This is a genomic window from uncultured Campylobacter sp., assembly GCF_937921625.1.
Taxonomy (GTDB): Bacteria; Campylobacterota; Campylobacteria; order Campylobacterales; family Campylobacteraceae; genus Campylobacter_B.
Window position 1 is genome coordinate 21813 of record NZ_CAKZTI010000047.1, and the last position, 22494, is coordinate 44306.

Genomic DNA, 22494 nt, shown 5'->3' on the forward strand with positions numbered 1-22494 from the left:
CTTGACGGAGCACCCCGCTCGATCCTCTTTAAACCCTCGCTTCAAGATGAAACAATCTCAAATGCCGCTTAAATTTTATCTTTGTCCTTCAAGCGTACGCTTTAAATTTAATCGCTCTTTGGCTCCGTTTCATTTCGCTACCCATTCAAATTCCCGCGCAGCGCGTCATAATAAGTCGTCAAATTTCATCAAAATTTTAAAAACGGCTATAAATTAAGCGCGAAAGAGTTGGTCTAAAAAGGATATATTTTATTTCTATTTACTGTTTAGGTAGTATAATCGTTCTCGTCCGACAAGATAAAACCTCCTTTTTGTATGAAGCCCGAGTTTAAAAGCTCGGGCTTTTTTTATGTCCGAAATTCTGCTATAATCCCGCCAAAAACTACAAGGAATTTTATGCTTACACATATCGACGAAAACAATATGCCGCGCATGGTGGATGTCGGCGCCAAGGACGAGAGCGAGCGCGTAGCCACCGCTAGCGGCATCATACGAATGAGCGCGGAGGCGTTTGCCGCCGTTAAGCAAAACACGGCTAAAAAAGGCCCCGTGCTTCAAACCGCCGTCGTTGCCGCGATAATGGGCGCTAAAAAGACGAGCGAACTCATACCCATGACCCATCCGCTTACGATTACTTCGATTAAAACCGATATTGAGGAGCTTGCGAGCGAATGCGCGTTTAAGCTTTTTGTAACGGTTAAAATCACGGGCAAAACGGGCGTCGAGATGGAGGCGCTAACAGGCGTAAGCGTGGGGCTGCTGACGATTTACGATATGCTAAAAGCGATAGATAAATCGATGCAGATTACCGACATCGTGCTGCAACGCAAAGAGGGGGGCAAGAGTGGCGTGTATATTAGGGGCTGAAAAGCCAAAAATCGACTACCCGCTCTTTTGGGAATACAAAGTAGTCCTAGACGCGACTACCCAAAAGCGCGAGCAGATCGATGAAATTTTAAAGGGCGAAAATTACAAAATAGACTTCTCGCGCTTTTCAAACGGCGGCAAATATATGAGCTTCAACGTAAGCGTTTTCGTTAAAGACGACTTGCATCGAAACGAAATTTTCGAGCGCTTAAAAGCCCACTTTAAATATGTATTGTGACAGGAGATGAAATGAAAGAAGTAATAATCAAAAAATTCGGCGCCGATCTCGCGCAAATTTCACAAGCCGAGCTAGCCTCATGTGTGCAAGAGCTCGCCTTGCAAGAAGCCACGAAGGCTTTGTGTGAGCTTGACGACGAGAGTAAAAGCGCCAAAAGCACGCAATTAATCCTAGACTTCGCAGCCGAGTTAAAAGACGCGGGCGCGCTTAGCGATGAGACGGCAGAAGCCCTACTTAACGGCGTTAAAAAGGCGTTGTGCGACGAGGACGAGCAGGCTCTTTACAAGCTCATCTACGACTACGACGATCTGCGTAAAAAGATCGCTTGTAAGCAAAAGGCGATTAAAACCCTTGTTTTGCGCAGCTATGATGATCTGGATACCGCGCTGCAAAACGCAAGCGAAACAGAGCTAAAAGAGCGCATAGGCTCGGCGCTACAGCGAGCGATCGCGAGCAAACTTCCGCTTGCGGACGTGCTGAAAGAAGCAAGCGAACTAGCCTTCATAAGCGTGCTCGAAAGCGGCACCGACATCGAAGATACCGCGCACGAGACGGCGAAAAACATCGCATTTTCGGCTATCGGCGACGGAGAATTTACGAAATTCCGCACTAAAGAAATTTCAAAAATCATCATAAATCGCGCGATTTTCGTCGCAAATGAGAGCAAAAATACGGCCTCTGCGCTGATTAGAGGCGCGATTTTAGGCTGCTACGACGGCATAAACAAAGCCGCCGAGAGATACCGCGACGAGCTAAGTTTCTCGCCAGCAAGCGACGCACAAAGCCTAGAGAACGAAAGACTTCAAATTTCGCAGATGAGCGAGCTATTTAGCGCGGTTTTAAGCGATGCGGTCGCAAGCTCGGAGGAGCCCGCTAAAAGCGAGATCGCCAAGATCGCCGATGAAGAATTTGGAGGCTACCTGGCTAAATTTAGAAAAATTTCAAGCGATCTTGCCGAGCAACTAAGCGCCAAAATCGGTGAGATCGAGCTTGGCGAGCGCGCAAAAAAGGCGAGCGCCAAGGCACGCGAAATCACTCAAGAGCTGAGCCAAAAAAGCGCCAAAATCATCGAAAACCTCGATCTGGACGAGAAACTGGACGCAATCAAAAAAGAGCTTAGCGAATTTGAAAAGAAGATGAGCCAAAAATTTGCCGAGCTAAAAAGTTCCGAGGTCGCCAAAAACGTAAGCGAAAGGGCGCGCGAGATGAGCGCTAAGGCTTACGAGGCCGCAAAAGAAACGATCGCCAAGCTAAAATCCAAAAAGGACTAAATGGGCGCCGCGGGCGCGAAATCCTAGCGTCAAGTATGGCGCCCACGGCTTTACGTTGCATAATTTACTCGCTTGCCTTAAAGTCCGCACCCTCCAAATAATGGAGCTTTCGTTAGAGTTTGCGAGGCCTGCGCAGAATTCTTTATGCGCTCTAACGGCGCTGTAAAATTCCATGCCGATAAAGAATTTTACGAATTTTGCATAGCTAAATTTAGATGCGCGCTGCAAAATTCCGTGCCGCCAAAAATCCTACGGCGATGCGAGACCCCGGTCCAACCAAATCTTGCCGCAGCGATAAAATTCTAAGTGTAAAATTTTATAGCTGACGCGGCACATATAAAATTCCAAAGCCGGCGCGGATTTTTAAGCTTAAAATTTCATCGCATAGATTTGCGTAGCCGAATTTTAAAATTCTAAACGCGTAAAATTTTAAAATTCCGTCCAAAATGATACAGTGCGACTTGCAGTTTGAAATTTTATCCCGACGCGCAAATGAAATTTCGCGAGATAAATTCTAAGAAAAAGCACTTATGGCGTTTGACATTTCTGCGATCATTTCAATTCCAATAAAACGCAATTTCATTGCAGCACAAGATGCAGTGGTGTAGTGCCTTTTGCCAAGTTAATAATTAGAATTTATGCGCCACGAAATACCAACGCGACTAATCTCAAATCATAGCGACATCCGAGCCCATCTTATCGCGCAATTTGATTGCGCAAATTTCAAATTGCTCTTATCTGCCCAAACTGAGCGCTTAGTGCAAATAAAATTCCGCTAGACTTATCGTAGCCTACGCAGTATAAATTTAAAACCGCGCCCCCCTCTATTTAGGCGCAGAGGTGCTTTGTTTATGCAGCGCCGCACTTGGATAAATCCACTACTTTCACATAGCAATGCCTTGTTTACGCCGCGATAAAATTCTGCAAAATCACTGCTAAATTTTATCCCTAAATTACAAAGCCTAATTCTATTTTAAAGACGGCGGGTGTTCTTAAATTTCACGACAAATTCCAAATAGATCGTGCTCACAAAATCCAACGATCCAAAATAAAATTCTAAAAATTTAACCAAATTTCGCTAAAATCGCCGCAAAATTTTAAGGAGAAAAGATGAAAAAAATAGCTCTTTTAATATCCTTTGCTGCGATGATGATTTTTACCGGCTGCGCGAGCACCACGCAAGGTGGCGCCGTAGGCATCGACCGCTCGCAATTCATCACAGTAAGCGAAGCTGAAATGGATCAAAGTGCCGCGCTTGCCTACAAGCAAATTACCGCCCAAGCAAACGCCAAGCACGTCCTAAATACCGATAAAAAGCTAACTGATCGCGTTAGAGGCATCTCGAAGCGCCTAATCGCTCAAGTCGGCGCATTCCGCAAAGACGCACTAAAATGGAACTGGCAGGTAAACGTAATCAACGACCCTACGATCAATGCTTGGTGTATGCCTGGCGGTCGCATCGTCGTATATACGGGCATCATCGAAAAGCTTAGGCTTACCGATGCCGAGCTGGCTGCTATTTTGGGGCACGAGATGTCGCACGCACTGCGCGAACACAGTCGCGAGCGAGCCTCGACTGAACAGATGAAAGATGTCGGTATCGCTGTAGCAAGCTCCGCAGCAGGGCTTGGAGATCTAGGCTCAGCGGCTTTGAACATGGCGGCTCAATACACATTCACGCTACCGTTTTCGCGCACGCATGAGACGGAGGCTGATCTGATGGGTGTCGAGCTGATGGCGCGCGCGGGATACGATCCGCGAGCGGCGATAAACGTCTGGGAGAAGATGAATAAGCTAAATGAGAGCCATCCGCTTAAATTTATGTCCACGCACCCTTCAAACGAAGATCGCATCGCTGATCTGAAAGAGGTGATGCCGAAAGTCTTGCCGCTTTACGAGGCTGCCACAAGAAATAGATAGTCTTGCGATTTAAAATTTCGCAAGAGTTTGCGCGCTAAGGTTTTTTAAGTAGCGAGTTTTATCGTAGCATTTAAATTTCTTAATGGACTTGCGCGCGGCGCTAGGATTATCCGCCGCAGCGCTGTAGCTCTATTTCGATAAAATCTCGCTGAGACAAAGACCTGCCGCAGCGCGAAATTTTAAATTACCGCAAAATTCCACCAATACGCGCGATAAATATGATCTGCGCCGAGACAAAATTTCATTTCAAAACGCAAGCGCCGGACGGAATTCTGCCGCATAGGAGGCCGAAATGCCCGTCGATGCAGAATTTTACGGCGCGAAATTTTACGATTTTAAGCGCGACGAAATTTGGAGTAAAATTTTGCCCCTTCGGGCGCAGATAGAATTTCGCTGCGGCCGTATACAAATGAAATTTTGCAGCCGCAGCCCAGTATGAAAATAAAATTTATTCGGCCGGGTAGCAGATTTTAGCGCTATTTTGCGTAGCGAGAGGTTTCGCGCGGGCAGATGAAATTTCGCGCGATAAAAGAAGTAAAATTTCAACTCCGTAAAATTCTACGCACGGGCGCGAGGCATTTTCCATATCTTTTGGATTTTAAAGCGTTTTTAGATATAATCATAAATATTTATTTTTAAATTTCAAAGGATAAAAAATTTGGACACGGACAGTTCAGTTTTAATGTTAGTTTTAGCTTTTGTATTCATCTTTATGAATGCTTTTTTTGTTCTTTCGGAATTCTCAATCGTCAAAGTAAGAAAGTCTCGCCTCGAAGAGCTTATCAAGGATAAAATTCCAAACGCAAAGCTCGCTTTTAAAATTTCAAACTCCCTTGACACCTACCTCAGCGCCACACAGCTAGGCATTACGATAAGCTCGCTCGCCCTCGGCTGGATCGGTGAGCCCGCGGTATCGAGACTGATCGAGCTGCCACTAAGATCCATCGGCATAGGCGGCGGAGCGGCGGCGCATACGATCGCCTTCGTCATATCTTTTACGCTCGTTACGCTATTTCACGTCGTGCTCGGCGAGCTGGTGCCAAAATCCATCGCTATTGCCAAAACCGAGAAGATCGTGCTTTTCATCTCTAGACCGCTTCATATTTTTTGGATTATGTTTTTTCCGATCATAAAGGCGTTTGACTTCATCGCCGCCGTCTCGCTTAAAATCATCGGCGTAAAGCCCGCTAAAGAGAGCGAGCTCGCGCTTTCTGACGAAGAGATCAAAATCATCGCGAGCGAGAGCCTAAAAGGTGGTGTGCTCGATAGCCTAGAGACCGAGATCATCAAAAACGCCGTCGATTTCAGCGACACAGTCGCTAAAGAGATAATGACGCCGAGGCGCGATCTCATATGCCTAAATAAGCAAAAAAGCTACGATGAAAACTACGCAACCGTATTGCAGTCGAAATTTACGCGCTTCCCATATATCGACGGCAGCAAAGATAACGTCCTAGGCCTCATCCACATCCGCGACATCATCCAGCAAAAGGGAGATAAAAGCTTCGATAAGATCGTGCGCAAGCTCATCATCGTGCCTGAAAACAGCCCAATCTCTAAAATTTTGCCTATGATGAATAAGCAGCGCATTTTTGCCGCGCTCGTCATCGACGAATACGGCGGCACGGCGGGATTTTTGACGATGGAAGATATAATAGAAGAAATTTTTGGCGACATCAACGACGAGCACGACGCGAATGCGCAAAATTTCAAACGTATCGACGAGAACACCTTTGAGTTTAGAGGCCGCTTCGAGATCGAAGGCGTCGAGGAGGTGATGGGCATCGACTTTGATGAGGAGACCGAACAGCTAACGATCGGCGGCTACGTCTTTAATCTCTTCGGCAGCCTACCTGAAATCGGCGATAAAATAAGCGATGAAAACTGCGACTACGAAGTGCTGCGAATGGATGGCACAAGAGTTTCGCTCGTAAAAGCGATCAAAAAAGTAGTCGCGCAGCCGCAAGAAAACGAAGAGGCTGAGAAAAATAACTAAGCCAAAGTGCGGGTTAATAAAATTTCACTTTGCAATGCTGCGCGCCGTAAATTTTAAGCGCGCTGCCACTTGCGACGCTCCCAATTCCCATCTAGGGTGAAAATTTATTTGCCGCTCCCGTATAGATGCCCTAATAGCGGGTAGAGGAATTCCCACCGCCCTTCAGAGCGCCAAAAGTGCTATTTATAAGCGCGCTGCAAACGAAAGGCGAAATTCTACCGCGAAAATTCTGCCAGAGCGACGCTAGATAGAATTTCTCGATGAGCCTATTTTTAAATTTTGCGAGATCGTAGATTTTAAAAATTTCAAAATTTTGCGGAATTTTAAAATTTCAATTGATCTAAATTTCTCGCCTAACTTAAATATCAAGCCCTGCTACAAGCCTGGGCTAAGTGAATTTTAAAGCCAAAGCCTAAGCGCAAAATTCCGCGAAGAAATTCTAAAATTATTAAAGATAAAATTTTGCCGCGTAGTATCGCAGAATTAACTCTATCGATTTTAATCGTAAAATTCCGCCAATCTTGCTTTAAAACTTCGCAATTTTAAATTCTAAAAATTCCTAAGTAATCAAATCGGCATGCCTTAAAATTCCGCATAAATAAATCTTAAATTCCTTTTTGCTACCATAACGAAAATTTTTCGCACGGATGGCTCTTTATGACAAAACACAAATTCTCATCGCGTTGGGCTTTTATCATCGCTTGCGTGGGCTCTGCTGTAGGTATGGCAAATGTCTGGGGCTTCCCTTATAAACTCGGCACGAACGGCGGTGGCGCATTTTTGCTAATTTACGTTTTTTTTGTAGCGCTGTTTTCATACGTAGGCCTAAGCGCCGAATACGCGATCGGTCGCCGCGCCAAAACAGGCACGCTAGGCTCATACGAATACGCGTGGAAAAGCCGCGGACTGGGCGCTATCGGTAAGGTTATCGGCTGGCTACCGCTTGCCGGTTCGATGTGTATCGCAGTGGGCTATGCCGTCATCATCGCCTACGTTCTAAAAGCGCTAGTCCAAGCCATAGACGGCTCGCTAATGAGTGAAAATACCGATACGTGGTTCAACTCTTTTGCCCTGACGCCCTACTCCGTGGTACCTTATCACTGCATAATTGTTGCAGGCACGTTGCTGACGCTGTTTTTCGGCGCCAAAAGCATCGAAAAAACGAATAAAATTATGATGCCGCTATTTTTCGTGCTATTTGCGATTTTGGCGGTTAGGGTTGCGACACTGCAAGGCGCTGCGGGCGGATATGCCTTTCTTTTCGGCGCCGATTTTACTAAGCTAGCAGATCCGATGGTTTGGATTTCTGCGATGGGACAGGCATTTTTCTCGCTATCGATTACGGGCTCAGGGATGATCGTCTATGGCGCGTATCTATCCAAGGACGAAGACATCGTATCTGCGGCGAAAAATACCGCGTTATTTGACACGCTAGCCGCGATGGTAGCTGCGCTAGTGATGATCCCTGCAGTATTTGCTTACGGAATGGATCCTGCGGCGGGGCCTAAGCTACTTTTCGTAACTCTGCCTAAAATTTTGCAAGATATGGCAGGTGGTAGAATTTTTGCAGTGATTTTATTTACCGCCGTGATTTTTGGTGGAATTTCATCGCTTCAAAATATGTTCGAAGTAGTCGCTGAATCGCTAATGCATAAGTTTCCAAGGCTAAGCCGTGCATTCACGCTTGCGCTATTGTGCGCGATCTGCCTTGGTGCGGGCCTTGGTATGGAAGCGATAAGCTCATGGGGTCCGTGGATGGATTTCGTATCGATTTATATCATTCCGATCGGAGCAGTAATCGGCGCGATATCGTGGTTTTGGGTGATTAAGCGGAATGAAATTTTAGATGAGATCAATCTAGGCGCAGATATGGCTCGCGGCAAGCTCTGGTATGATATTGGGCGCTTTGTCTATGTCCCGCTGGCGCTACTTTTATGCATAATCGCGCTTAGTATGCATATTTCGTTTTGAATTAAAATCTTGCTAGATTTAGAATTAATAGTGTTCTCTCGTAATGGAATTTTAGCAAAGCACATTTATAAATCATTGCATTATCCATATAAATAATGTATAATGCAGTCAAAAAGGAGACAATATGACGCGATCTATAAACGTAAATTTTAGAATGGATGCCGAGCTTAAAAAAGGGTTGGAGGAAGTATGCTCTGAAATGGGGCTAAATTTAACTACTGCTTTTACAATATTTGCTAAAAAAGTATTGCAAGAACGCAAAATTCCTTTCGAGCTGACGGCAGATCCCTTTTACAGCCACGAAAATTTATCTCATCTTAAGCACTCTTTTGACGAATTAAAGGAAAATAGCGGGATTGAGCACGATTTGTTAGAAGCGGATCGATGAAAAAAATCTGGTCGCAAGAAGCTTGGAAGGATTATTTGTATTGGCAGAAAAATGATAAAAATATCCTAAAGCGTATAAATAAGTTAATCCTAGATATAGAGCGTAACGGCTACGATTGTATAGGCAAACCCGAAGCGCTAAAGGGCAATTTATCGGGGCTTTATAGTGTTAGAATAGATGGAAAAAATCGGCTCGTATTTAGAATATCTAATGGCGCCATAGAAATAGCTCAGTGTAAAACTCACTATGGAGATAAGTAAAATACGTACAAAAGCATCAATATCAAAGCGGTAGTATTTGTCCCAAAATAAAAACTTTCACACCAAAAAAAAGCGTGGAATTTTAAAATTTTATCTTATTTTATGGCTTAAAATTTTGAAATTCAGTGCAGATTTAAAGCAGTAAATTTCAAAATTTTACCTTGGCTGCTAAAAAGAAATTTCGTCGTTAAATTTAACAACAGAAATTGCTTTTTAATAAATGCCGTATCTGCAAAAGAGTATCATGAGCTACTGCAATATTTCAAGGCGCTAAACGTAAAAATAGAAGATCGGACCGACTTTATACCGCAGGCTCAAAACAGCGGTTATTTCACCGATAAAAATGAAATTTACAGCGACAATTTTAGCGATACGCAAATTCCGAAGAAAAATTTTAAATGGAAGCTTAGGCGATTTTTTAGTTTGGATTGAAATTTTAGTCCAAACGGCAAGTTCTTAAATTTGGCGAGAATTTCACGAGCAAGTAGAGAGTAGGGCGGCGAGGCAAATATTGCTCGCTGTTATCTCCAGCCTGCCACACAGCTCAAAGTTACGATAAATCAAATCAACTCAGTCATCACTGCAAGCGCAAGGCTATAAAATTTAAATCAGCCCCGCGACCTATCGTTGCAGTCGCGAGGCTGTAGCAAGCAAATTGGTCCCAATACACAGCCGGACTATATAAAGCCGCGGCAAGTCGAAATCGATACGTCTCGCCGTATCAAAACCACGGCGAGTTTGGCTAAAGCCTGTAGAGGATCGGCGTATCTAGTCCAAGCCAGCAATGAGCCAGTCTTAAAACCTAAACCGCTCCAAATCCCTACTTCGCCCCTTTAGGCGGCATAAATGCGGTTAGTTTGATGTCCTCGCCCGCCTTGTGTTTATAAAGCTCGATATTTACTAACGCCGTGTGCGCGATGTTGCCGTTGGCAAGCTCGCTCGTAGGAAGATCGATCGTAAGCACGTTCGGATTTCCGTTTTTACAAAGCCCCTCGGCGTTAGGATCGTACCACGCGCCTTCGAATATCTGCACCACACCGCGCATTATGTCGTCGCTTACGTTGGCTCCCGCCAAAATTTCGCCGCGAGCGTTATATACGCGCACCAGATCGCCCTGCTTGATACCTAGCTCCTTAGCGTCCTCGGTATTTATTAACACCGGCTCTCGATCCGCGACGGCGTATCTCTTGCGATTTGAGGTATTGCTCTGCTGCGAATGCAAGCGGTCATACGGATGGATGCTAAGCAGGTGAAATTTCGCAGGCTTATCCTTCATCCCGAGCCACTCGACGGGCTCAAACCACATCGGATGTGCGCCACAGTCTTTGTAGTTCATCGCAGCGATCGTATCGGAGTAAATTTCAATCAGCCCGCTAGGCGTTCCCAAAGCCTCCAAAACGGGATCATTTCTAAAATCCTCAAAGCTCACGTATGCAGCACTCTCTGACGTTTCGTAAAATTCCGTCGGCTCGTTTTTCTCCCACCACTGCTCAAAGCTCGGCATCTGCACGCCCAAAGCGGTGTTTGCATTCACGGCGCTAGCTGCCCCTTCGTAAAATTCTTTGATCCAATCCATCTCCGTTTTGCCGCCGTCCGTATAAGCCTCGGCAAGCCCGTCTGCGTAAGCCTTGCAAAGGTCGGTAAAAATTTGATAATCGTCCTTCGCGCCGTGCTGCTTAGCGACGACCTGCTTCATAGGAATGATGTGCATGTTGGAGTAGTCCCCGCTCATCGTGATGTCGTTGCGCTCATACTCCGTCGTGGTCGGAAACACGATGTCCGCCATCTTCGCAGTAGGCGTCCAGTAAATTTCATTCACTACGATGGTGCGCGGCTTGCGCCAAGCTTTGATGTTGGTGTTGGTGTCTTGATGGTGCACGATCGGATTGCCGCCGACCCAGTAGATAAAATCGATCTTCGGATAAGTGATCTTTGCGCCATTTGCGTCGATCGTCTTGCCCGGATTTAACAGCGCGTCTGCAATACGAGCTAGAGGAAAGGCAACCTTCGCCGTATTTACCAGCCACGCTTGAGTAGCTTCGCCGCCTTGCTTCTGATCCTGCGCAAGCCCTAAAAATTTGCCGTCCTTAACAACGCCGACGCTTGCCGCGTTCATTCCGCCGATCACGCCGCCCGCGCAGGTAGGCGCGCCGCCGTTAGCGTAGTGGTAGCTAAAGCCAAAGCCCCCTCCGGCAAGTCCGATCTGCCCCAGCATTGCGCATAGAGTTACGATCATCCAGTGCGCCTGCTCGCCGTGATGAGCGCGCTGGATACCCCAACCCGCCATTATCATCGTGCGATTTTCGTAAAATTTTATCGCAAGCTCTTTTATCACATCCGCGCTAATGCCGCAAATTTCACTAGCCCACTCGGGCGTCTTGGCTACGCCGTCGCTCTGCCCCGTAAGGTACGGCACGAATTTTTCAAAGCCCACGGTGTAGTTTTGTAAAAATTCCTTATCGTACTTGCCCTGTGAGTAGAGATGCTGCGCCATGCCTAACATCATCGCCACGTCGGTGTTCGGGCGAGGGGCGATCCATCGCGCCTTGCCCTCGAAATACTTGCCGCTTACGGTTTTGATCGGATCGATGATGATGATCTCTTTGTCGCTGTTTTTTAGCTGCTCGAAATACTTAAATCCCTGCTCGTCCGAGCTCGTCCACGCTACGCGAAGCGTAGAGATCGGATTGAGCCCCCAAAAGACCACTACTTTGGAGTTTTCAAGCACCACCGGCCACGAGGTTTGCTGCTCATAAACCTGATTTGAGCCCGTTACGTGCGGCATGATGACCTGTGCCGCGCCCGTAGAGTAATCGCCCGTGACGCCCGTAAAGCCGCCGGTTAAATTCATAAATCTATGAAGCAGCGTCCTTGAGACATGCACGTTGCCCGTGCTCTGCCAGCCGTAGCTGCCCGCAAACACCGAGCTCGCGCCCTTCTGCTCGCGCGTCTTTTTAAGCTCGCGCGCGACGAGTTTGATCGCGTCTTCGTATTTTACCTCGACCCATTCGTCAAGTCCGCGAAGCTCAGGCTTTGGATTATCTGGATCGGCGAGATATGATTTTCGCACCATCGGCGCTTTGATACGCGTGTTATAAACGAGATCCGCCATCGTATTTTGAAGAGTATTTGGAATTTTAGAGGTGATCTTCCACGGCGCAGATTTTACGATCTTGCCGTTTTTGACGCTGGCTTTTAAAATTCCCCATCGCGCCGCGGTTAAAATTTCGCCGTTTTTCTTAAGCGCGGTAAGCTTATCCGCCGCGAGCATCGAGCTTGGGATGAGCGGAAGCGCCGAGAGCGTCGCTCCGAGCTTTAAAAAATTTCGTCTTTTCATTTCATATCCTTTAAATTTACGTCCTTGGAGTGCTTTTGCAGATACTGCACCACCGTCCAGCTCTCATCCTTGCTAATAGGCGTGCGCGAGAGCATTGATTTGATGTAGCCCGGCCATCTGTTGGCTTCGTAGCTGACGGGCTGGTGCAGAGCGTGACAGACGCTACACGAGGCTTCGAATTTCTCTTTAGCACCCGCGAAAATTTTATCCACGTCGCCGCTTAGCGCGCCCTCGTCGGTGTAGGCGGTTATTTTAACCTTATTAAAGCCGTCCTCTTCGCCTAAGCTCTCGCTTTTAAACTTAGCCTGCTTCGAAAATGCCACCGCGATTATGCGCGCTTTGGGCGTGAAATAAATAACGTTGGGCGCCTTTGGATTTTGATAGCCGATGAGCGAAAATTTCACTACTCCGTCCTTGACCTCCAAGACCTCTATGGCATTCGTAGGCAGCAGCCTGCCGTCCTTGTGCGACAAATCGCCGCTTACGCTTACCTGCTTTAGCACCGTGCCGTAAAGCGTCTCGCCCGCCTTGACCTCGGCGCCAGCGTAGCTTGCGATCGCAGCCGCAAGAGCCGCTGCAGCCGCAATAGAATTTAAAAACTTCATGCTTATCCTTTCTTAAAATTTTAAAAACTTCTCGTAAATCTGCCGTATAAAAAGCTCGCAAACATCACGACCAAAACGGCCGCGAATGCCGCAAACGCTACCTGCGCGCATTGCGCCGCATCTGCAAATTTAATGCTCGGCACCAGATAAAATCCCTCGCCGTAAAATCCGCCAAAAAAGCTCTGCACATCGCTAAGCGCGGTGTCTGCGGGAAAGGACGGAGTGCCCGTGCAGCTTGCGGGGCGAAATAGCTCCGGCAGCAGGCTATCAAGCGGCGCCGCAAAAGGAAATGCAGGCGCTGCGAGGCAATTTGCGGTATCTGTGGCGGGGTGCGGCGCGGAGCTTTGTAAATAGCCGTATATCGCGCCTGCAAAGCCGAGCAGGTAAGCAATGAGCCTTGCTATGAAGCTAAACGGTAGCAGTAAGCCGATGAGCGCGCCCGCGCCCGCTACGGCAAAGCCCAGACGCACGAGGGCGCTCATCTGCGTAGGCGACATAAAAAGGCAGCGCTGAAAGAAAAAATATGATACCGCAAGATAGCCTGCGCTTATCACAAAGAGCCAAAACCATGGCGTGGCACTATTTTGCCATGCGTAAATCTTTAAAATCAATCTATTCAAGATCTCCTCCATCTTATAAAATTCTTAAGAATACTTTTTAATCTTAAGATTTAAATTTATGAGGGAATTATAGCAATAAAAGATAAAAATTTAGGTCCGTATTGCCCTAAATATCGGAGTTTTATGAGCTTTAAGCTTAACGTATAAAATTTCAATTTTAAAATTTGACGCTCCTTGCGTGGCGGCGGAAAGTTTTTGAGATATGAAATTAAGATGGTAGATTTTATAAAATTTTATCTTTGTCGGGATCTGTTTTGAGGAAAAATAAAATTTTGATCCGAAGTAGGGCGGTTTTTTTCTCGCTCTCACGCCGCTTTTTAAAAAACGAACGGGCGCAGAGCAGAAAGGAGAGCGGGACAAGACGAGATGCGGCAGAAGATAGGCGCGGTAGAACGGAATCCGGCGCGACAAGATAGAATAAAGCTAGCGGTGCGGCGCAAATTTTAAAATCATGCGCGCTTAAAATTGTAATCGCCCGAAGTTGCGCTCGATCAAAACAGCCCGTGATCGAAATTTACGCCTTACGGCGGCGTGGCGCAACAAATCTAAAATTTAAAATTTAAAGCCGCTAAAAACGCCGCTGCATAAATCCTCCGACTAAATTTTATCAGTTTAATTCGCCCTGCCACGAGCCCGTTTAAATTTAAACTCTTTGCGCCCAAGATACTGCGCGCGCTTGGGATGAAATAAAGAAAAGGGCGATTCTGCGTCAAATTCGAAAAACTATTCCTGCACGCTAAAGTCGGTTTGGTAAATTAAACCGACAAGATCGATTCTGAATGAAGGCGGCGAGAAAAGGAGGCGATTCTACGCCGCAGATCAAAACCATAAATGCGCATAGGCGGGAGATAAAGAGGGCGGCGGCGGATCGATTTTGCGCGCAAACCCGCAAGAGTGCGCGCAGTGTTATTTCGCAGTAGAATTTTACGGATTTGATCTCGCGCGCAAAAGGCGAGATCAAGTCTAAATACCCGACAAGAGTAAATTTTACGCAAGCCGCGCAAAAACGGTCTTGCGCGAACGCTAAATCGCGGCTTTTAGCGCTTCAAATTTCGCGTCTTGCTCGGCTAGCAGCTGTCCTTTCTCGTCGCGCGAGACGTAAATTTTAAAGATATTCTCGCCCGCCTTGTCGTAAAAGCCCACGAATTTCGAGAGCATCCCCATGAAAGTCTGCGTCACGAGGATGATCTTATCGATCTCATCCGTCTTTAGATGACCTGATAAAATGCCCAGCCCATGCGCCTCATCGCCGTTTGCGCCCATGCCGAAATTATAAAATCCACGCGCGCTCTTGCCACTTGGGATCTTGGTTTTAAACTCGATGATGAAGCTCGGCGTATTTTTTACGAAAAGCACCTCGCCCCAGCCCTCAAGCTCCCTAATGACCTCGCCGAATTTATCGCCGCCCGCGCTCTTTCCGAAGCGCTCGGGCAAGTTTAGCAGCACGTCGATCTCCTTCGCGCCCAGCTCCTTGCAGATCTGCGCGATCGAAATTTTAGGGTTTTGCGCAAACAGCGCCTCGATTCTCTCTTTCATTTTTACCCTTTCGTAAATAAAATTTTAAGAGCCATTATAATATAAAAATTCTAAGTTACAGATAACGGCAATCAATTAGAGTGAATTTTCAAAGCTTATTTGAAGAAAAATTTAGCGCTACAAAGTGCTTATGCGTAGAATTTTAAACGACAATACAAAGAATTTTATCTGCACGGAATTTTAGAATTCTAAAATTCCGCAAAGTTTAGAGCTATATCATAGCGGATCGTATCCGAAGCGATTGGACCCGCTATCGCCGCGCTGCACGAAAAATACAAGCAGCACTATCCAACCCACAAATGATACCAAAAGCCCGATATCGCCGAAAAAAGCACCCACGATCGGCGTTAAAATAAGCATAAAAAACCAGCCGCTTCTATCGGTATCATGTAGTCGCCTGACCGATACGGCGATGGCTGGCACGAGCATAGCCAGCTGAAAAAGCGCATCTATAATGCCGATTTCTTGATGGACGATTTTGCCGGCTATTATTTGATTATACCCTATCGTAGTGCCTAAAATGCCATCTATCAAGCTCAAAACAATCCCGCCAAGCACGGTAAATAGAAAAAACCACCAGTACTCCGACCTCGATGCTCGCCCGCTAAATGCGGCGTATTTTTGCTTGACGCAAGTTTGCACGGACTCCATAAAAGTCATTTAAAACTCCTTTTTTAAAATAATATAGGATTATACTAATCGCCCCTTAAATTTAAATACCTAAAACTCCCGCCCGTTCATCTGCCTTACGTGATACGCCAGATGCACTAGGCCGTAGCCGCCTTTTGAAGCGGTAACCTCTCTAGTGCCATAAACCGCCGAAACATTTAGAATTACCGAAGCTAACCACCCTATGGCAAATACTAAGGCAAAAAGCTGCGAGTCAAGCGCTATCAAGACTAGAGATACTATCTCCGTAGCTGCAATAACATAAAACGCTCTTAGATAGTTTTTCTCTCCGCTACAATCATAAAGCTCTTTACTAACTAGCAGCTGATAGATCAGATATACCGCTGTGCATACACAATAAATGCTTATCATAAAAACTGATGGATTAAACAATTCAAATCCTACAAATATAGTGCTTACTGCGCTTATAGCCGAGGAAACTCCAACTATCACGGCGTTTGATAGCAGATCCGTGCTGCGTATAGCGCGCGCTAAAAAATATAGCCCCACAGCTAGGCATATCATCGATATAAGTCCGACGCCTTCCAACGCACCCACTTTATCTACATTCTTGATATATCTGCCTACCGCATTTAACGCCTCAAGCCCAAACGCTATGTAAAGGGTAGTTTTGGCAGTAGATAGATTTTCGCTCTGCTCTTTAGCGTCATCCGCATAAACATACAGGATTGCTCCCGCGCCTACGGATACATTTAGCTTTCGCACCATATCAGGCAACCTAAAAAAGTCGCTAACAAGCCAAATTAAAAACAAAACATTAGGCACCGAGAAAATAACCATAAAATGAAAAAAGCCCTGTTCTATATCTTTTAGGTCTGATGCTTGCACACCCAAATCCGGACGAGACGAGTTTATAAGCGCTAACAGATCGTTACCTTCTATACTCGTCCACATGACAGCAACCACTACTAAAAAAAGCCAGATGAGAAATGGCAGCCCGCCTAAAAGCTGAAAAATCGCGGAAATTATACGCCCAAGATAAAATCTATGCGCACCGAAAGGCCCGAGGAACATATAAAATACGTAGGCTTTATTTAAATCATAAGCCTTAGCCGCTGAGATCTGCCTTGCTGAGCTTTGTGTAGAGCTAATTCTATCGGAATTTGAGGAAGCTGAATTTTGCCAAGTGGAATTCTGCTCTGCAAAATTCTGCGAGTTCGTAGCATCTTCGGTAGAATTCAAACTTTTAGCGTTAGAATCTTGCTCGCCAGAGCCTGTCGCAGCAGAATCTCGTAAAATAGAATTTTCTTCATCCGAGCCTTGAGCTGCAAAAGCTAAATTTTGCTCCACAGAATTTTGTGGTGTGAAATTCTGTTTTGTAAAAGTAGAATTCTGAGCCGCGAAATTTTGCTCGCTAGTATCATCCGCCACAAGAGCTTCTTGCGCTAAATCTAAATTCTCAGATTGCTCCTGTGGTTTCTCATCCAGGGGCTTTTTCTCTTCGCCACTTTTACGTCTTATGCTAGCTAGCGACGCAGAATTGCTGCCGCCCCAAATATCTTCGCCCATCTGCTCTCCTTGATTTTTAAAGCAATTTTACCTGAAATTTAAGGAATTTTTGTATATTCGCCGCTACAAATTCAAAACAAAGGACAAAAATGTCAAAAGTAACATTTCAAGGAAAGCCTGTAGAGCTAAGCGGACAAGAGATAAATCTAGGTGATCGCGCGCCGCAAGTGCGCTTAGTAGCTCAAGATCTAAGCGAAATCGAGATCGCTAGCGGCAAGCACGTGCAAATCATCGTCGCTGTGCCATCGCTAGATACGCCCGTCTGCGCGACGGAGGCACGTAAGTTCAACGAGCGCGCAGCATCGCTTCCCAACACCGAAGTAATCGTCGTTTCGATGGATTTACCATTTGCGATGGGAAGGTTTTGTACGACTGAGGGGATCAAAAATCTACGCGTTGCAAGCGATTTCCGCGATAAGGAATTTTGCCGCCGCTACGGCACCCTCATCGCCAGCGGCGCATTAGCAGGTCTCAGCGCCAGAGCGATCTTCGTCATAGATACCGCAGGCGTTGTGGTTTATAAAGAGCTCGTAAGCGACATAGCCTCTGAGCCCGACTACGACGCAGCGCTAGATTTTGCAGAGCTCGTCGCTCGCAACAGCTGCTCTAACTGAGCAAGATAACAGATCCAAGGTTTGGATAATTTTCGCCTCGCTTTAGTTCACTACTTTAAGCAAATTCGCCCTACTGCAAGTAAAAAACGAAGTAGGGCGCTTAAAATCCACTTCAATTTTACATTTTGATTTTACGCTTTAATTTGTGCTCCAGCGTACGTAAAGCTATTAACGCACTGCGATAGCAAGCGGATAAGAACAAAATTTATAGGATCGCCTGCTGCTAAATTTTAAATTTAGCAGCAGCGGGAGTTGAAATTTTAAAATTTGCCCGCTTAACTACTCCGCGCGATAAATTCGCTAAAAGAGATCTCCCGCGCGTAAAATTTAATTCCGAGCGAGGCGAGTTTGTCTTGCAGCGGTAGCGCCAGCTCCTCTATGCCGCTAAATACGCAAAGCGGCAGGTTTTGCGTCCTCTCTTTAGTCGCCGTAAAGTTCTCGTCTTCAAAAAATTTCTTTAAAAATACGAGCGTTTTTACCTGATCCGCGCCCAAGTCCAGGGTAAAAACGCTGAAATATTTATATTTGGGTTCCTCGCACGCTTCATCTTTCCGCGCGTAGTCGTCCGCTAGCTCGCGGTAAAATTCGTTGTTTAAATCAGTAAGCGGCGCGATCGCTTCAAGCGAGCAAGGCGCCTTAAGCGCGACAAGTGCGGTTAAAATTTCTTCAAATTTAACGATGTCGTCCGCGACCTTTATCGGCTCTCAAGAGCTAGCGCCGTGATAGGCAAAATACACGGGCGAGGCGTCCCCCAGGGCAAAATCTACGAAAAACGGATCATCCATGCCGTTACGCGCGATGACCTGCCAGCTCTTGCGCCACTGCCCTGGTGCATCCGTCTGCTAGCTCCTCGCCAGTTTTGCGGCTAGCGAGCCTATATCCCTCTTGAAAACTCTCAAACTCGCCCCCCTCGGGGTAGAAAAAAGGTAGTAAAATGCACTCTGAAACGATACGTTTGCGGATAAAATTTTGGATCAAATTCGGGATTTGCACGGCGCGGCCTTTGGGTTAAATTTGAGCAAATTTTAGCAGAGTTTTTAACCTGCGCAAAATTTACATTCAAATTTGACGAACACGAAAGAAGTAAATTACGCTCAAATTTCACCAAATTTGAGCACAAAAAGACAAACGGAAGTATCGCGAGATGATTTTGAGAGTTGTGCAGAAATTTTAAGTCAAGGCTAGAAAGTAGTCTGCCGCAGTCCAAAATTTTCAAACTCATTTAAAGACGCTCGCGAGACGATGCGCCGCCAAAAAGACAAGCGGAAGTATTTTACAGAAACATTTTGCTTTGCAAAAACGCTACGCTTGTTTTGAGATGATTTTTGTGGTTGCGACGTAAAATTTCGGCGTAGATAGAACGTATAGTTCATCGAGCCGAAATTTTACTAGCTCCGCAAAAAGCACTCACGAGACAACGCGCTACAAAGATTGCAAGATTTTAGGTTTACTAAACGCCTGTATCGGCTTAATCTCTCCCTTAAATTTCTCGATTTGGGCAAGCACGGTGTGAGCCGAGTTGCTTTGCGCGAGACTTGACGTGCCTTTATCGAACGTAAGCACGTTTACGCAGCCGTGCTGGCAGAGGCTCTTCTCGCCCCAAACCTCTGGATCGTACCATGCGCCCTCGCAGATCGCTGCGACGCGCTCGGGCACGATGTCGGTAACGAGTACGCCTGCCAAAATTTCGCCGCGGTCGTTGAAAACGCGCACGATATCGCCGTTCGCAAGCCCGCGCGCTTCGGCGTCTTTTGGATTTATCAGCACCGGCTCTCTGCCGCCAACCTCGGCAAAATTTCTGATGATCGAGTTGTTTAGCTGGCTGTGCAGGCGGTAGCGAGAGTGCGGGCTTACGACGTGAATCGGATACTTCGCCGTCTTTTTCGCATCGCCTAGCCACTCCTTAGGCTCGATCCAAGTAGGCATCGGCGGGCAGTCGGCATAGCCCATCTTAGCGATTACCGGCGAGTAGAGCTCAATCTTGCCAGACGGCGTACCGAGGCGGTTTTTGGCGGGATTTTCGCGGAATGCCGCAAGGCGCGTATATAGCGCGCTGCTCTCGTCGTCCTTTTCAAAGCGCACGAAGCCTTTGTCGTAAAATTCCTCAAAACTAGGCATCGTTATATTTAGGCCTTTGGCTTGCTCTACGGCATCGGCGTAGAATTCCTTCATCCAGCCTAGCTCGTCCTTGCCCTCACTAAAGACCTCGCCGTATCCCCAACGCTTGCAGATCTGCTCGCATATCCAAAAGTCGCTCTTGCTCTCGCCCATCGGCTCGATTGCAGGCCTGTAAGCGACTATATATTCGCCCGTAGCGCCAGTTTGGTTGATGTCGTTGCGCTCGACCTCGATCGCGACGGGAAGTACGATGTCGCTAAGCTTCGCCGTGCTCGTCCAGTAAGGCTCGGCGGTGATAACGGTATCAAATTTACGCCACTGCCTCACAATATTATTCACGTCTTGATGGCGCGTAAACATCGATCCGCACGCCATATATGCGACTCTCATATGCGGCAGCTTGATCTTGGTGCCGTCATAATCGATCTGCTTGCCCGGATGCTCCAGCGCCTCTATGCTGCGAGAGGACGGGATGGTGATGTTTTTCGCGCTTTTCCAAGGCGCAGAGCCAGTGTTTTCGTATTTCTCATCTATGCGCGTGCTAAGTCCCTTTAAAATCGGAGCCACCTTATTCGTAGCGCCCGCAGAGCCGTAGCCCAGGCTAAATTCAAAGCCGAGACCCTCCTTGCCGATATACCCCAGCATCGCATTAAGCGCCACTAGCGCCCAGAAAGGCTGCTCGCCGTGATCTGCGCGCTGCAAACCGCGACCGATTAGGATCGTGCTCGGCTCCTTTGCAAGCGCTGTAGCAAATTTCGCAATAGCATCCTCGCTAAGCCCGCAAATTTTGCTTGCCCAAGCTGCATCCTTTACGATTTTATCGCTCTCGCCTAAAAAATACGCTTTAAATTTATTAAATCCGACGGTGTATTTTTTGATAAATTCCTCATCATAAAGCTTGTTTTCATAAAGATAGTGGCACATACCAAGCATCATTGCTACATCAGTGTTTGGACGAACGATGATGGCTTCAGAGCCAAGGTATCTTGTGGTATCGTTTTTAAAGACGCAAACGCTATAAGTTTTAATACCAGCATCTTTTATCTTTTTAATGCCAAGATAACCATCATGTGTTGGTGGCTGCCATGAAATTTGACCAGTTACAAGCGGGTCAGTACCCCAAAATACGATGTTCTTAGCATTTTTAACCATAGCTTCCCATTTTGTAGGAGCGTCATAAACTGCACTATTTCCAAGGACGTGAGGCATGATGACAAGCCCAGCTCCCGTTGAGTAGTCGCCACTCTCTTCAACATATCCACCAAGCACTTTTAGCATCCTGTGACCAACGGTTCTACCCCAGCTGATCTTACCACTGCCGCCCCACCAGTAGCATTCGCCGTAAATGCTTTCAGGGCCATATTTGTCAAAATTTTCTTTTAGGGCTTTTGCAGCAAGGTCAAGTGCCGTATCCCAGCTAACACGTACAAATTCTTCCTTGCCACGAAGCTCACTTTTTGCTGCGCCTTTTGCCTTTAGGTAGCTTTTTCTTACGTACGGATAGAGTACGCGACTTTCATTTTGGATGAGGTCTGGCAAGCTGTTATTCATTGTATTTGGGAATTTATCGCCGTCAAATGGATCAACGGAGACGATTTGATTTGAGTTGGTATTTGCCCAAAATAGCCCAAATCTATTTGCGCCAAAGGTTTTCTTTTGGTCAAAAATGGTCTTAGTCACACCCTCTATCTTGTTTGCCTGCGCTGCTGTGGCTGCAAGTGCAGAAAATTTTATAAAATCTCGTCTTTTCATATTTTCTCCCTTATGAAAAATTTATTTTACTTTTTTGGCATTGTGTTGTAAGTATTTGAGCACTAAATTTAGGTCAGTTTCGTCTAGTGCTACAAATTTTGCATCGACCATTCCAGCTAAATTTGCTGGCCACTGAGCCGCTGTAAAGCTATTTGGCTCATGAAGTCTATGACATGCGGAACAAGTCTCTTCGTAAATTTGTTGTGCTTTTACGTAAAGCTTTTTTGTATCGCCACCAAGTGCATCATTTGGCACTTCGTAAACACCCTCTGCTTGGTACCATACTTCGCCGTAGTCATCTTCAAGATCTTTTACTTTTTTGAAATTTGCCTCACTCTCGTCATTAAAAGCTACAAAGATTTCTGGATCTTCTATACTTCTTTGAAGTTGGGCTAAGTAATTTGCCGAAACTACGCCACTAACCTTGATCTTGCTCGTTTTATCGCCTTTTTCGACGACTTCAACTGGTGTTAAAACCTCGATCTTTCCGATCATCTTGCCATCTAGCGTTATATTGGTATCTTTTGCGATGACATCGGCGCTAAAAGCAAGACTACATGCTAAGACAGGGGCTAAAAATAGCATTTTCATGTTGCAATCCTTAAAAATAAAATTTAAAAAAATCTTATAACCTAATGGCTTAAAATTACATTGTTATATTTAGCTTTATTTAAGAAAGTTAATATTCATTTTTATTAAAAATAAGATTTGGCAGAAAATTTATCAATGAGTTTTATCGATTGTTTTGATGGCTAAAAATACAAGCAAACACAAGCTCTGTAAAAATTTTACTTTTGAGTCT

The 22494-nt window shown here is 46.1% G+C and carries 20 protein-coding genes; 10 read left to right on the forward strand and 10 right to left on the reverse strand.

Annotation, left to right across the window (positions count from 1 at the left end):
• Nucleotides 1-396 precede the first annotated feature (396 nt).
• The 8 genes from moaC (at nt 397) to Q0101_RS07605 (ending at nt 8911) form a co-directional block, all read left to right on the forward strand.
• Nucleotides 397-867, forward strand: coding sequence for a cyclic pyranopterin monophosphate synthase MoaC (gene moaC, locus Q0101_RS07570; protein ID WP_297943910.1), 471 nt, complete (start codon nt 397-399; stop codon nt 865-867).
• Entirely contained in the window at nt 845-1105 is a 261-nt protein-coding gene (locus Q0101_RS07575) for a DUF493 domain-containing protein (RefSeq protein WP_297943912.1), read from the forward strand. The genes moaC and Q0101_RS07575 overlap by 23 nt, the downstream gene beginning before the upstream one ends.
• 11 nt (nt 1106-1116) lie before the next feature.
• Nucleotides 1117-2376, forward strand: coding sequence for a hypothetical protein (locus tag Q0101_RS07580; RefSeq protein WP_297943915.1), 1260 nt, complete (start codon nt 1117-1119; stop codon nt 2374-2376).
• A 1110-nt stretch (nt 2377-3486) separates the two neighbouring features.
• A complete protein-coding gene (locus Q0101_RS07585) occupies nt 3487-4296 on the forward strand; it encodes a M48 family metallopeptidase (protein ID WP_297943918.1) in 810 nt (269 codons plus the stop codon).
• Nucleotides 4297-4978: 682 nt separating this feature from the next.
• Nucleotides 4979-6292 (forward strand): hemolysin family protein, encoded by a 1314-nt coding sequence (locus tag Q0101_RS07590; RefSeq protein ID WP_297943960.1) that lies wholly within the window; start codon nt 4979-4981, stop codon nt 6290-6292.
• Nucleotides 6293-6949: 657 nt separating this feature from the next.
• Complete coding sequence (locus Q0101_RS07595; RefSeq protein ID WP_297943921.1) at nt 6950-8263, forward strand: sodium-dependent transporter; 1314 nt, start codon at nt 6950-6952, stop codon at nt 8261-8263.
• A 124-nt stretch (nt 8264-8387) separates the two neighbouring features.
• Nucleotides 8388-8651: a type II toxin-antitoxin system RelB/DinJ family antitoxin gene (locus Q0101_RS07600; protein ID WP_297943925.1), complete on the forward strand. Its 264-nt coding sequence runs from the start codon at nt 8388-8390 to the stop codon at nt 8649-8651.
• A complete protein-coding gene (locus Q0101_RS07605) occupies nt 8648-8911 on the forward strand; it encodes a Txe/YoeB family addiction module toxin (RefSeq protein WP_297901723.1) in 264 nt (87 codons plus the stop codon). The genes Q0101_RS07600 and Q0101_RS07605 overlap by 4 nt, the downstream gene beginning before the upstream one ends.
• Before the next feature lie 820 nt (nt 8912-9731).
• On the opposite strand, the gene Q0101_RS07610 is transcribed toward Q0101_RS07605, so the two are convergent.
• The 6 genes from Q0101_RS07610 to Q0101_RS07635 form a co-directional block, all read right to left on the reverse strand.
• Complete coding sequence (locus tag Q0101_RS07610) at nt 9732-12248, reverse strand: molybdopterin guanine dinucleotide-containing S/N-oxide reductase (protein ID WP_297943928.1); 2517 nt, start codon at nt 12246-12248, stop codon at nt 9732-9734.
• Nucleotides 12245-12853: a cytochrome C gene (locus Q0101_RS07615; protein ID WP_297943931.1), complete on the reverse strand. Its 609-nt coding sequence runs from the start codon at nt 12851-12853 to the stop codon at nt 12245-12247. Before Q0101_RS07615 ends, Q0101_RS07610 begins: the two co-directional genes overlap by 4 nt.
• 20 nt (nt 12854-12873) lie before the next feature.
• Nucleotides 12874-13473, reverse strand: a complete 600-nt coding sequence (locus tag Q0101_RS07620; protein WP_297943934.1) for a disulfide bond formation protein B — start codon at nt 13471-13473, stop codon at nt 12874-12876.
• Nucleotides 13474-14496: 1023 nt separating this feature from the next.
• Nucleotides 14497-15009 (reverse strand): heme utilization cystosolic carrier protein HutX, encoded by a 513-nt coding sequence (gene hutX / locus Q0101_RS07625; protein WP_297943937.1) that lies wholly within the window; start codon nt 15007-15009, stop codon nt 14497-14499.
• A 216-nt stretch (nt 15010-15225) separates the two neighbouring features.
• Nucleotides 15226-15669 (reverse strand): DUF805 domain-containing protein, encoded by a 444-nt coding sequence (locus Q0101_RS07630; protein ID WP_297943939.1) that lies wholly within the window; start codon nt 15667-15669, stop codon nt 15226-15228.
• 60 nt (nt 15670-15729) lie between these two features.
• Entirely contained in the window at nt 15730-17208 is a 1479-nt protein-coding gene (locus tag Q0101_RS07635; RefSeq protein WP_297943942.1) for an NINE protein, read from the reverse strand.
• 89 nt (nt 17209-17297) lie between these two features.
• On the opposite strand from Q0101_RS07635, the gene tpx reads away from it, so the two are divergent.
• A complete protein-coding gene (tpx, locus tag Q0101_RS07640; RefSeq protein ID WP_297881845.1) occupies nt 17298-17822 on the forward strand; it encodes a thiol peroxidase in 525 nt (174 codons plus the stop codon).
• Nucleotides 17823-18097: 275 nt separating this feature from the next.
• Here tpx and Q0101_RS07645 read toward each other — a convergent pair whose 3' ends face one another.
• A complete protein-coding gene (locus tag Q0101_RS07645; RefSeq protein WP_297943945.1) occupies nt 18098-18316 on the reverse strand; it encodes a hypothetical protein in 219 nt (72 codons plus the stop codon).
• A gap of 94 nt (nt 18317-18410) precedes the next feature.
• Here Q0101_RS07645 and Q0101_RS07650 point away from each other — a divergent pair, with 94 nt between their 5' ends.
• Nucleotides 18411-18545: a hypothetical protein gene (locus Q0101_RS07650; RefSeq protein ID WP_297943947.1), complete on the forward strand. Its 135-nt coding sequence runs from the start codon at nt 18411-18413 to the stop codon at nt 18543-18545.
• Nucleotides 18546-18611: 66 nt separating this feature from the next.
• On the opposite strand, the gene Q0101_RS07655 is transcribed toward Q0101_RS07650, so the two are convergent.
• The 3 genes from Q0101_RS07655 to Q0101_RS07665 all read right to left on the reverse strand — a co-directional run bounded on the left by Q0101_RS07655 (nt 18612) and on the right by Q0101_RS07665 (nt 22283).
• Nucleotides 18612-18815 (reverse strand): hypothetical protein, encoded by a 204-nt coding sequence (locus Q0101_RS07655; RefSeq protein WP_297943950.1) that lies wholly within the window; start codon nt 18813-18815, stop codon nt 18612-18614.
• Nucleotides 18816-19244: 429 nt separating this feature from the next.
• Complete coding sequence (locus Q0101_RS07660) at nt 19245-21692, reverse strand: molybdopterin-dependent oxidoreductase (RefSeq protein ID WP_297943952.1); 2448 nt, start codon at nt 21690-21692, stop codon at nt 19245-19247.
• Between the two features lie 21 nt (nt 21693-21713).
• The gene (locus Q0101_RS07665) at nt 21714-22283 is read right to left on the reverse strand and encodes a hypothetical protein (protein ID WP_297943955.1); all 570 of its coding nucleotides are present in this window, start codon (nt 22281-22283) and stop codon (nt 21714-21716) included.
• Nucleotides 22284-22494: the final 211 nt, after the last annotated feature.

Coding starts and splice junctions, on each gene's coding strand:
- moaC (WP_297943910.1), top strand. CDS start 397: ATGCTTACACATATCGACGAAAACAATATGCCGCGCATGGTGGATGTC.
- Q0101_RS07580 (WP_297943915.1), top strand. CDS start 1,117: ATGAAAGAAGTAATAATCAAAAAATTCGGCGCCGATCTCGCGCAAATT.
- Q0101_RS07585 (WP_297943918.1), top strand. CDS start 3,487: ATGAAAAAAATAGCTCTTTTAATATCCTTTGCTGCGATGATGATTTTT.
- Q0101_RS07590 (WP_297943960.1), top strand. CDS start 4,979: ATGTTAGTTTTAGCTTTTGTATTCATCTTTATGAATGCTTTTTTTGTT.
- Q0101_RS07595 (WP_297943921.1), top strand. CDS start 6,950: ATGACAAAACACAAATTCTCATCGCGTTGGGCTTTTATCATCGCTTGC.
- Q0101_RS07600 (WP_297943925.1), top strand. CDS start 8,388: ATGACGCGATCTATAAACGTAAATTTTAGAATGGATGCCGAGCTTAAA.
- Q0101_RS07605 (WP_297901723.1), top strand. CDS start 8,648: ATGAAAAAAATCTGGTCGCAAGAAGCTTGGAAGGATTATTTGTATTGG.
- Q0101_RS07610 (WP_297943928.1), bottom strand. CDS start 12,248: ATGAAAAGACGAAATTTTTTAAAGCTCGGAGCGACGCTCTCGGCGCTT.
- Q0101_RS07615 (WP_297943931.1), bottom strand. CDS start 12,853: ATGAAGTTTTTAAATTCTATTGCGGCTGCAGCGGCTCTTGCGGCTGCG.
- hutX (WP_297943937.1), bottom strand. CDS start 15,009: ATGAAAGAGAGAATCGAGGCGCTGTTTGCGCAAAACCCTAAAATTTCG.
- Q0101_RS07630 (WP_297943939.1), bottom strand. CDS start 15,669: ATGACTTTTATGGAGTCCGTGCAAACTTGCGTCAAGCAAAAATACGCC.
- Q0101_RS07635 (WP_297943942.1), bottom strand. CDS start 17,208: ATGGGCGAAGATATTTGGGGCGGCAGCAATTCTGCGTCGCTAGCTAGC.
- tpx (WP_297881845.1), top strand. CDS start 17,298: ATGTCAAAAGTAACATTTCAAGGAAAGCCTGTAGAGCTAAGCGGACAA.
- Q0101_RS07660 (WP_297943952.1), bottom strand. CDS start 21,692: ATGAAAAGACGAGATTTTATAAAATTTTCTGCACTTGCAGCCACAGCA.
- Q0101_RS07665 (WP_297943955.1), bottom strand. CDS start 22,283: ATGAAAATGCTATTTTTAGCCCCTGTCTTAGCATGTAGTCTTGCTTTT.